The sequence below is a fragment of the Bacteroides sp. BFG-637 genome (assembly GCF_024793605.1).
GTDB classification, from domain to species: domain Bacteria; phylum Bacteroidota; class Bacteroidia; order Bacteroidales; family Bacteroidaceae; genus Bacteroides; species Bacteroides vicugnae.
Map to the genome: position 1 here is coordinate 1,492,461 of NZ_JANUPD010000002.1, position 10,745 is coordinate 1,503,205.

Consider the following 10,745-nt stretch of genomic DNA (forward strand, 5'->3'; position numbering starts at 1 on the left):
AACTAACGGATAAAACCATGAAGAAATCTACTAAATTATGGATGGTCATTCTCTTCCTATTCACCGGAGCAGGAAGGGTAACTGCTCAAATTCCATCTACCAGAATATACGACGGAGAGAAACTGGCTAAGGTAAAAGCCCGTATGGAGTCAAAAGAATATGCATCTGCCATCACTAAATTGATGAATGAGGCGGACAAAGCCCTGAAAAGTAAACCTGTCTCCGTGATGGATAAAACGATGGTTGCGGGTAGCGGGGACAAACACGACTACATTAGTATGGGACCTTACTGGTGGCCCGATCCGACGAAACCCGACGGTCTGCCTTATATCCGCAAAGACGGAGTACGCAACCCTAATGCAACGAGTGACTGTACGAACATCGGAAAGACAATTAATGATATATCGACTTTAGGAATCGCCTACTATTTCTCCGGCAATGAGAAATATGCAGCCAAAGCTGCTGAACTCACCCGCATCTGGTTTCTGAACCCTGAAACTCGCATGAATCCCAACATGAATTATGCACAAATGATTCCGGGTCATAATGGAAACAAGGGCAGAGGGTTCGGCATGATTGATGTTTATTCGTTTATCAATTTACTGGATGCAGTAGAGATGATGAATACTTCCACCGCCTTTACAACAGCAGACCGTTCCGGTCTGAAAGATTGGTTTACCGATTATCTGGAATGGATTCGCACCAGTCCTGTAGCCGACGAGGCACGGACATCTGAAAATAATCATGGGGTATCTTTCGACGTGCAACAAACGGTATATGCGCTCTTCACCGGAGATTCTGTCCTGGCACGGAAGACAATCAGTGAGTTTGCAAAGTTACGATTGTTCCCACAAATCGAACCCGACGGCAGGCAACTTAGAGAACTGGAGCGCACCAACGGACTTAGTTACACAAACTACAATCTGGCTCTTATAATGGATATGTGTGCAATCGGCCATACATTAGGTATAGATGTCTACAACAGCACTTCCAAAGACGGGCGTTGCATCGCGAAAGCATTGAAGTATATGGCTTCTTTTATCGGCAAGCCACAAAGTGAGTTTCCATACCAGCAAAGCAGGGATTGGGAAAAAGAGTTGCAAACAAGTTGTTGGATATTGCACCGTGCTTCTTTCTATGACAATAAATCGGGTTGGGAGGAGATCTGCCAAAAATATCTGAAGCCATCCAGCACGGACAGAAGGCGATTGTTATATAGTTTAGAATAATTCAATAGGTATATTATAAATATTACACGACATCGAAATAGATTAAGATGTTTCTGAATAAGATATTACCAGATTCTGACAAGATTGGGTAATGTCTTATTTTTATAATGAGGAAAATTGTTACCTTTGTTATATCTTATATTTACAATAAGATCAAATCTAATTTTTCCTCTTATGAAAATAATTAAAGCCGCCCGCATCGTTACCCTCATTACCGGACTAGTAGTAGCCGGAGTGTTCTTTTCATCCCCTGTTTCTGCCCAGGATATTTCGGGAACCTGGCATGGAAAACTTTCCATTCCCACCGGTTCACTGACTATTGTATTCCATATCAGTCAAACAGAACAGGGAACTTATGTGACGACATTGGACAGCCCCGACCAAGGAGCTAACGGCATAAAGACGCAGACTACTTCTTTCAATGATTCTATATTGACAATCCAGATACCCATTATCCATGCCTCTTACAAAGGAAAATTGGATAGTAATCAAACAATCAGTGGGACGTTTATACAGGGAATGCCTATTCCGTTGAATTTGGAAAAGGGAGAAGCCAGCCGCCCCAGGCGCCCGCAGGAGCCTCAACCGCCTTTCCCCTACAAAAGTGAAGAGGTCATTGTGAGGAATGAGCAGGATGGCATCAACCTTGCCGGAACATTGACTCTTCCCCAAAAGGGAACTAAGTTTCCGGCAGTGGTTATGGTGACAGGGAGCGGTGCACAGAACCGGGATGAAGAAATCATGGGACACAAACCTTTCCTCGTCATCGCCGATTATCTGACCCGGAACGGAATTGCCGTACTTAGGTGTGATGATAGGGGAACTGCCGCTTCACAAGGTAATCACGCAACAGCTACCAATGAGGATTTTGCCAGAGATACGGAGGCTGCTATCAATTATCTGCGCAGCAGAAAAGAAATTAATGCGAAGAAAATCGGTATCATCGGACATAGTGCGGGCGGAATCATTGCATTCATCGTTGCAAAAAAAGATCCGTCGATCGCATTTGTCGTTTCATTGGCAGGGGCCGGTGTAAAAGGTGACAGTCTGATGTTGAAGCAGGTAGAGTTAATATCTAACTCCCAGGGAATGCCGGATGCAGTCTGGCAGGGGATAAAACCGTCTATACGAAACAGGTACGCCATACTGCAACAAACGGATAAGACTCCCGAAGAGTTACAGAAAGAATTATATGCAGACATTACCCAAACAATGTCTCCCGAACAATTGAAAGATTTAAATACCATCCAGCAGATATCTGCACAAATCAATTCGATGACTTCTCCGTGGTATCTGCATTTTATGCGATATGATCCGGCCGAAGACTTGAAGGAACTAAAATGTCCGGTTCTGGCACTAAACGGAGAAAAAGACATTCAAATGGATGCCGCCATGAACCTGACCGCCATCCAAGAAAAAATCACTGGAAATGGAAATACAAATGTAACTATCAAAGCCTATCCCAACTTAAACCATCTGTTTCAGACTTGCGAAAAAGGAACACTGGCAGAATACGGGCAACTGGAGGAAACCATCAGCCCGGAAGTTTTAAAAGATATCGCGGAATGGATTCTAAAGCAAACGAAATAGTCGCTTTATCCATCTTCCAACCTCCCGGCAATCATCTTGCTACACACTAGCATTGTATAAATTGATTTAAATCAAAATCGTCCGGTCTGAACTCACCTTGAAAGATTTTGTTTTACCTTTGCAGCCGAAATAAAAAAAGCGGCAGGTAAAAAACAGGTATTAGGTAAAGTTTGGTATGAAGAAGAGTCTTATTGCATTGGCGTTCGGTACACTGGGATTGGGTATTGCCGAATTTGTGATGATGGGAATTTTGCCCGATGTGGCAAAAGATTTAGGTATTAGTATTCCTACCGCAGGGCATTTCATATCTGCTTATGCATTAGGAGTCTGTGTCGGTGCCCCTGTACTGACATTGGCCCGCAAATATCCATTAAAACATATTCTGTTGGTATTAGTTACCTTGATTATGATAGGTAACATCTGTGCGGCTATGGCTCCCAATTACTGGGTGCTACTCGTTGCCCGTTTCATCTCCGGCTTACCTCATGGCGCATACTTCGGAGTAGGCTCTATTGTTGCCGAGAAACTGGCCGATAAAGGCAAAGGCTCGGAAGCCGTCTCCATCATGATTGCGGGAATGACCATTGCCAACCTATTCGGTGTACCTCTGGGAACTTCTTTAAGTACCATGCTTTCCTGGCGTGCCACCTTCCTCTTAGTCGGCATTTGGGGAATTGTTATCATGTACTATATCTGGCGATGGGTTCCCCATGTAGAAGGTTTGCAGGACACCGGCTTTAAAGGGCAGTTCCGTTTTCTTAAAACTCCGGCTCCGTGGTTGATTCTCGGTGCTACAGCCTTAGGAAACGGTGGTGTATTCTGTTGGTATAGCTACATCAATCCGCTGCTTACCCATGTGTCCGGCTTCTCTGCAGAAAGCATTACGCCTTTAATGATCCTTGCCGGTTTCGGTATGGTGATGGGAAACCTGATTAGTGGCCGTCTCTCCGATCGTTACACTCCCGGAAAGGTGGGAACTGCCGCACAAGCACTCATCTGCATGATGTTATTGCTTATTTTCTTCCTTTCTCCATACAAATGGGCAGCTGCCCTGTTAATGTGCCTTTGTACGGCTGGACTGTTTGCTGTATCCAGTCCGGAACAGATATTGATTATCCGTGTAGCAAAAGGAGGAGAAATGTTGGGAGCAGCCTGCGTACAGGTTGCGTTCAATCTCGGAAACGCCATCGGTGCCTATGTAGGCGGACTAGCTGTTAGTGGCGGATACCGTTATCCTGCCCTGACAGGTGTACCGTTTGCCTTGATCGGATTCACTTTGTTCTTGATTTTTTATAAGAAATACCAGGCAAAATACTAAAACTCTATCAAAATACCTATCTTTGCAGTCAGATTATCGATAACTAAATAAAACGAAATAGATAAATGGCATTGCAATGTGGAATAATGGTAATGCCATATTCAAAATAACAAAAGAATACAAATATACTATATATCAATATATTACATTCATTTATCATTTTCTGTTGTTACTTCATTTTTCCCTTCTCTACCCTTGTTTCTTGTTACTTCTGTTACTCGTTTGTTACTCAAAAACAAAAATATTTTCTATCTTTGCTATTGTATCAAACAAGAATTAACCATGAGCAAAGAAGTGAAAATAAAAGAGCCAATCCGTATCAGAACCAAGAAACTGAACAATGGAAATGAATCTATTTACTTGGACATCTATGTAGATGGAAAAAGAAACTATGAATTTCTAAAACTCTATCTTGTTCCAGAAAAAGACCGTGCAACCAAGAACCGTAATGCGGAAACCATGAAATTAGCAAACGCCATCAAAGCTCAAAAAATCGTTGAGATACAAAATAACCGCTATGGCTTCAGCAACAGTAAAAATAAGTCAAACATCAAGTTGATTGACTATATCCAGTACATAGCTGATAAAGATGTAGAAAAGACAGGCAGAAAGGTCACCTCTAATACCCTTATCCATCATTTGCAGCGATACGATAAGACAGGGATTACATTTAAACAACTTGATAAGGAATACATTATTGGTTTTGTCGAATATCTAAAAACAGCTAAACAGCAACATTGTAAGAAAGAAAAATATATAAGCCCAAATACACGTGCCCACTACTACAAGATGCTTCGTTATTGCATCAATTATGCTGTAACAGAAGATATTTTACCTGCTAATCCTATGGATAAAATAAAATTGGAAGATAAGCCTAAGCAAGTACAAGCCAAGCGAGAATTTCTCACCATAGACGAGTTGAAAATTTTGGTAAAAACAGATTTCCGCAATAACACGGTAAAACGAGCTTTCCTCTTCTGCTGTTTTTGTGGTATTCGCCATTGCGATGTAGCTGCCTTAACATGGGGTGACTTAAAGGAAGACAATGAAGGAAAATATACCCTCAATATGGTACAGCAAAAAACTAAAATAGCAATCTCAATACCACTAAGTGGTGAAGCTATAAAGCAACTGCCTCCTAAAGGCAATGCAAAGCCCACAGACAAAGTTTTCGCTGATTTAATATCATTGGGCAGGACAAATGAAATATTGCCAAAATGGGCAGAAAGTGCAGGAATAGACAAACATCTTACATTCCATGTATCCCGCCATACCCATGCAACCATGATGATTACACTTGGAGCAGATTTATATACTGTATCAAAATTACTTGGGCATACAAATATTCAAGTTACGCAAATATATGCTAAGATTGTGGATGAAAGCAAGAAGAAAGCTATTGACCTGATACCCAACTTCACAGATTAGCTAACAATCAAAATAAAAAAAGTAAAATTAGAACCACATTAAAAAGATTTTGTTACTTTTGTAATAGTATAGAATCTATTCAAAAAGAATATATGGAACAATTAAGTCACATATTTTCCATAGGACATGGAAGCAAGGATATCAAAGAGCTTATATTGGAACTACAAAGTTTCGATATTGAGTTTCTTGTTGATATACGCTCTAAACCATATTCTAAATTTTATACTCATTTTAACCAAGGCTTCCTCAAATATTCTGTAGAAGAATACCACATTAAGTATGGATATATGGGAGATTTATTAGGGGGATTACCTTTAGATAGAACGTGTTATACTGATGGTAAAGTCGATTATAACAAGCTAAAAAACAGAGAGTTTTTCATCGAAGGATTAAAAAAGATTACAAAATGCAAATAGTAAAGGATTTAATGTTTGCATTTTATGCAGTGAAAGCAATCCCAAAGAATGCCATAGAGCAAAACTCATTGGAGTTGAACTACAAAAAATGGGAATTGAATTAAGACATATCATTGGTATTGAGAAAGAGAAAACACAAAACCAAGTAATTTTCGAACTAACTAATGGCGATGGTCTTAATACCATATTTGGCGAAGAACATTTCACATCAAGAAAAAAATACATCTAATAAAATATGGAATTCTACACAATTGGGGTATATGGCTCTACAGAACAATCTTTCTTTACAAAGCTAAAAGAAAATGGAATAGATACATTTTGCGATATTCGACAACGAAGAGGAATTAGAGGTAAAAAATACGCATATGTAAATAGTACCTATTTACAAAACAAATTAAAAGAATATGGAATTAAATATTTATATATAAGCCAATTATCTCCAACTACTGAAATTCGAGAGCTACAAAAAGAAATAGATAAGAAGAATGGAATATCGAAATCTGCTCGGATAGAAATCGGAAAAGTATTTGAAATTGAGTATAAGAACAAAATATTATCACAGTTTGATTTTGATACATTAATACATACATTAAAAGAAAACAATTCTCAGAAAATAGCTCTATTCTGCGTTGAAGAACATCCTGAAGCATGTCATCGTTCTATAGTAGCAAAAGCTTTACACCTTAAATACAATAATTTCATTAAACACCTATAAAATGAAAGTTCTAATAGTATCAAAAACACACATGAATACAGGAGTATGCGTTGGAGGCATAACTTTTGATGGAAGATTTGTACGATTGCTTGATAACAATGGTCACAATCAATCTGACGATTGTCCATTTAAAATCAATGAGGCTTATGATATTACATTCATAGAAAAACAAAATCCGACCCCACCCCATATCGAAGACATTTTAGTACAAAGTTCTAAATATGTAGGACGACTAAAAGATGGCATAAGCATGATTGACTTTATAACAAAAAGAAATATCAGTATATGCAGAGGTAATATTGATAATTTATTTGATAAGGCTCTAAAATTTACAACTAATGGAAGTGGATACATAAATTCTTCAAAAATTCCACAAAACAGTGTTTCTTTTTGGATTGCCGATAAAGACCTAATAAAAAGTATAGATTCTAAAGGAAAAGTTCGGTATAAATACCAAACCGATGATCCTTGGAGTTCTGAGATACAAATTAAATATGTAGGGCTACAACCTACAGAAGACATAATTCCCAAAGAATCACTATTAACATCCGGTAACAGTTAAATGTTATCGGATTTTTCTTTAAATAGCTGATATTAAACGTTTTACTTTCGCCCCGTTTAACTTTTAATAACCTGCCTGTGTAGGCATATTTGTAGGCATATCCCCTCTACAGGCATAAAATAGGCATATAAAAATGACGGCAATAAGAGTTGTAAGACAAGGCAAAAAAGGCAAAACCGACCGGCTCCCCCTGTATGTGGAATTTTATATCAACCGCGAGAAAATAAGGATCGCGGTAAGGTTAAGTGTCACCTCTAAAGAATGGGATGAGCAAAACGAAGTGATAAAAGGCCGGGACAAAGAAAGTAAGGATAAAAATTTAATCATCTCCAATATCCGTTCACGAGTAAGCGATATATTTGTCCGTGCCCGTCTTAAAAATGAGACGCTGACAAAAGAAAGTTTCTTCCGCCAGTATAACAATCCCTCCGATTTTGGTACCTTCTTTGATTTTGCACGGGTTTACCTCAAACAAATTAGCAAAACTATTTCTTTCGGTACCTGGAAACATCACGTTTCTATCATCAAGAAACTGGAAACATTCGCACCCGGCCTTGTATTTTCAGAGATTACCCACGAATTTCTCCTGTCTTTCTTTGCATATCTTCGCAAAATAGGTAACATGGATTCTACGGCATGGCGTAACATGGCTACTATCAAAATATATGTAGGTGCCGCCATACGCGGCGGTTATATGGACCAGGACCCGTTCGCGGCCATAAAGATACGTCGCCCCAAAAGTGAAGTTATATACCTGACGGAAGAAGAACTCCTCCGTCTGACCGCCTTGTACCGGTCCGGCCGCCTGGAAGAATGTACCCAGAACGTACTCCGTTTTTTTCTGTTTCTTTGTTTTACTTCTTTGCATATAGGCGATGCAAAAGCATTGCAGATAAACCAGTTCATAGGGAATGAACTACACTACACACGAGGTAAGACAAAAATACCGGTAACTGTACCCTTATCGGACCCGGCACGTTATATCTATGAATATTACCGGGCCGGACGTACAAAAGGTAACTTGTTTATGAACCTTCCCACGGATCAGGATATAAACCGGGTATTGAAAACAATAGCCGGTAAAGTAGGAATAACAAAGGATATCAGTTCAAAGACCGGGCGGCATACATTCGCTACCTTGTATTATAAGAAAACACATGATATCGTAACGCTATCCCACCTTTTGGGACATAGTTCTATAACTATGACAATGGTTTACGCACATGCTCTGGAAGATGAACGCGAAGCGGGAATACACGCCTTTGATGATATGTTATAACTAAAAGAGTGAAGGGGAAACGTGTTTCCCGCTTCCCCCTTCACTTTTTCTACTCCAACGTATAAACGCTCCAGTCTATCGCCTTTTTAAGTTCCCAGCCTTCCTTTTGTGTCTCCTGTATATGTTTCACGGCACCGGTGTAAAACTCTTGTAGTTGCTGCATACTTGCAAACTCGTAAAACGTCGGGTTGTCTTCTTCCCCGAGCTTGAAAGTAACAGGAAGGTTTTCCCCGCCTGTCTGCAAGGCAAGATCGTACGCCGTCTTATAATTCATCTGGTTCTCCATGGAAAGCCAGACTTTCAGGCCGTTCCATACGTACCCGCTTTCGATCGTGTCGGTTATCTTCCGGTTATACCATTCATTAATAACCGCCTTGATTTCTGCCAGTGCGGGTAGATGATCGAACGTCTCTTCCATGTAACTACGCTGCACTCCTTCTGCTGTCTCTGTTTCCTGGTAATCCCACGTAATACGCCAGATTCCCCGGCGGCGGTTGGTACATCTTACCGGTTCCGCCTTGCTGTCTGCATAAATTCGTATCATTTCAAGTAAAATGTATAATTATCAATCCTTTTTCACTTACTTCACCTTCGCAATGTGCTTCAAAAGGCAGTTCTCCGTCTCTTGCCGCTGATTCACAAATGAAAAGTGTTTCCTCCAGGCTGGTAAAATACTTTCTCTCCTTGCCGTCGAGTTCCAGCTTTATAACAGTCCGGTTTCCGTTTTTCGTCGGAACATCCTTTTCATAATCAAGTACGATCACATCCTTGTTCATCAGTTCGGGCGACTTGATCCTTGCCCCGGTAAATCGTTTCCGTCCGTCTTTAGGCTTGTACTTGTAGCCCAGATCTTTTAATTTTTTCATTTTCTTTCCTGTTAGTTTATAAAATAAGTTCTTGCAATCGGCATGTTTTGTAAGCCCGTAAAATGAGGCGGTCAGCTCCTGCCTGCGTTTCTTGCTTTTAACCTTGTGCATCTTGCGGGCGAACTTTTGTTTGTTACGCTTCCTTAACCGTACATGATCCGGGCGGGTTACATATCCCAGGAAGTCGATACCTTCGGTGATCGGGAAAACGGTATCATTGCTTTTAATCTCCAGGCGGGCTTTACGGGCCTGTTCATGAATGATATCCCTAACCTTCCAAAGGTATTTCTTACTACCGGAAAGCACCAGACCGTCGTCACAATACCGGTAATAGTGTGCTACTGCCTCCTGATCCTTTAACCGGTGATCCAGGTAAATGGATAGAAGCAAATTACAAAGCCCCTGTGATGATCTTAGCCCGATACTTACGCCTTTAGGCATCATGCGGATGCACTCTTCCAGGATTCCGATTAATATTTTATCCTTGAACATCTTTTTCACTGCATCCAGCAAAATGTCCTGGTCTACGCTTTCATAGAATTTCGTTATATCGAACTGGTACCCGAACAGGGTTCCTTCGGGATCATCCTTTATATCTTTAACGATATACTGTAAAAGGTCATGCGTTCCCCTGTTTTTAATGGATGCGGAAGTAGTCCGGATAAAACGTACTTTCAAATGCCGGTCCACCACATTCATAACAGCGTTAAGAACGATCCTGTCCTCCAGGGAAACCGATTGTACGGTCCTTACCTTCGGCCCGTCGTCTACGGTCATTTCCCGATATCCTCCGAGCTTGAACCGCCCACTCCTGATCCGCTGCCTGATCCTCTCTACTGCCTTCGGGACATCCGCCAGTATTCTACGCCCGGCAAAGCTGCGCTTTCGTCTTCTTTTGCGCAATACCGTTTTTATGGCGTCCTCTATATTGGAGTCCTCGACAATCTCTTCTATAATATTATCTTCTCTCCACATGATAATTAAATTAGCCTTCAATTCCCCGGGCCGGGCTTCTTCGAAAAAAATTCCTACCAAACCCCATTGCCCTGCGCTTTATTTTTCCCCTTTCCAGCCGTAAACGGCTGCTGTTGGCGAGGCTCATTCCTCTTGGCTCCACGCCGGGGACACGTCCCCACTGTTGTACGCCAATCTTTAAGGCTTATGCGCTTTTTCTTTATCCTAATTGTTTGCAAGCCGAACGCCGATGTTCGCATTCGTGTTCGATGAATCGTTATTCGCGTTCGCATACGAAACACCGCCTAACGCGTTCGCGTTGTTGTTCGACCGATACACCACACGAGTGTATATGAGGAAATCCGCCTTTGTACTTTCAGGAAGCACC

General features: G+C 41.0%; 10 protein-coding genes. 8 read left to right on the forward strand and 2 right to left on the reverse strand.

Annotated elements, in window-relative coordinates; all coding sequences use genetic code 11:
* Positions 1-17 precede the first annotated feature (17 nt).
* From NXX38_RS06180 to NXX38_RS06215, 8 genes are all read left to right on the forward strand, one after another.
* Positions 18-1,229: an alginate lyase family protein gene (locus tag NXX38_RS06180; RefSeq protein ID WP_148367675.1), complete on the forward strand. Its 1,212-nt coding sequence runs from the start codon at positions 18-20 to the stop codon at positions 1,227-1,229.
* Positions 1,230-1,403: 174 nt separating this feature from the next.
* Positions 1,404-2,819, forward strand: a complete 1,416-nt coding sequence (locus NXX38_RS06185) for a S9 family peptidase (protein WP_258978832.1) — start codon at positions 1,404-1,406, stop codon at positions 2,817-2,819.
* A gap of 175 nt (positions 2,820-2,994) precedes the next feature.
* Complete coding sequence (gene araJ / locus NXX38_RS06190; RefSeq protein ID WP_258978834.1) at positions 2,995-4,137, forward strand: MFS transporter AraJ; 1,143 nt, start codon at positions 2,995-2,997, stop codon at positions 4,135-4,137.
* 282 nt (positions 4,138-4,419) lie between these two features.
* Positions 4,420-5,565, forward strand: coding sequence for a site-specific integrase (locus NXX38_RS06195; protein WP_258978836.1), 1,146 nt, complete (start codon positions 4,420-4,422; stop codon positions 5,563-5,565).
* Positions 5,566-5,657: 92 nt separating this feature from the next.
* Positions 5,658-5,981, forward strand: coding sequence for a DUF488 domain-containing protein (locus tag NXX38_RS06200; RefSeq protein ID WP_258978837.1), 324 nt, complete (start codon positions 5,658-5,660; stop codon positions 5,979-5,981).
* A gap of 235 nt (positions 5,982-6,216) precedes the next feature.
* Entirely contained in the window at positions 6,217-6,696 is a 480-nt protein-coding gene (locus NXX38_RS06205; RefSeq protein WP_258978838.1) for a DUF488 domain-containing protein, read from the forward strand.
* 1 nt (position 6,697) lies between these two features.
* A complete protein-coding gene (locus NXX38_RS06210) occupies positions 6,698-7,258 on the forward strand; it encodes a dual OB domain-containing protein (RefSeq protein WP_258978839.1) in 561 nt (186 codons plus the stop codon).
* 133 nt (positions 7,259-7,391) lie between these two features.
* Positions 7,392-8,537 carry a site-specific integrase gene (locus NXX38_RS06215; RefSeq protein WP_004303351.1) on the forward strand — a complete coding sequence of 382 codons (1,146 nt, stop codon included), beginning with the start codon at positions 7,392-7,394 and terminating at the stop codon, positions 8,535-8,537.
* Positions 8,538-8,586: 49 nt separating this feature from the next.
* On the opposite strand, the gene NXX38_RS06220 is transcribed toward NXX38_RS06215, so the two are convergent.
* Positions 8,587-9,081: a hypothetical protein gene (locus tag NXX38_RS06220; protein ID WP_004325876.1), complete on the reverse strand. Its 495-nt coding sequence runs from the start codon at positions 9,079-9,081 to the stop codon at positions 8,587-8,589.
* A 1-nt stretch (position 9,082) separates the two neighbouring features.
* Positions 9,083-10,378, reverse strand: a complete 1,296-nt coding sequence (locus tag NXX38_RS06225) for a reverse transcriptase domain-containing protein (RefSeq protein ID WP_004325875.1) — start codon at positions 10,376-10,378, stop codon at positions 9,083-9,085.
* Between the last annotated feature and the right edge of the window lie 367 nt (positions 10,379-10,745).

Bases quoted from the DNA above. Each gene is read 5' to 3' on its own strand.
- NXX38_RS06185 (WP_258978832.1), top strand. From the start codon at position 1,404: ATGAAAATAATTAAAGCCGCCCGCATCGTTACCCTCATTACCGGACTA.
- NXX38_RS06180 (WP_148367675.1), top strand. From the start codon at position 18: ATGAAGAAATCTACTAAATTATGGATGGTCATTCTCTTCCTATTCACC.
- araJ (WP_258978834.1), top strand. From the start codon at position 2,995: ATGAAGAAGAGTCTTATTGCATTGGCGTTCGGTACACTGGGATTGGGT.
- NXX38_RS06225 (WP_004325875.1), bottom strand. From the start codon at position 10,378: ATGTGGAGAGAAGATAATATTATAGAAGAGATTGTCGAGGACTCCAAT.
- NXX38_RS06205 (WP_258978838.1), top strand. From the start codon at position 6,217: ATGGAATTCTACACAATTGGGGTATATGGCTCTACAGAACAATCTTTC.
- NXX38_RS06220 (WP_004325876.1), bottom strand. From the start codon at position 9,081: ATGATACGAATTTATGCAGACAGCAAGGCGGAACCGGTAAGATGTACC.
- NXX38_RS06195 (WP_258978836.1), top strand. From the start codon at position 4,420: ATGAGCAAAGAAGTGAAAATAAAAGAGCCAATCCGTATCAGAACCAAG.
- NXX38_RS06200 (WP_258978837.1), top strand. From the start codon at position 5,658: ATGGAACAATTAAGTCACATATTTTCCATAGGACATGGAAGCAAGGAT.
- NXX38_RS06210 (WP_258978839.1), top strand. From the start codon at position 6,698: ATGAAAGTTCTAATAGTATCAAAAACACACATGAATACAGGAGTATGC.
- NXX38_RS06215 (WP_004303351.1), top strand. From the start codon at position 7,392: ATGACGGCAATAAGAGTTGTAAGACAAGGCAAAAAAGGCAAAACCGAC.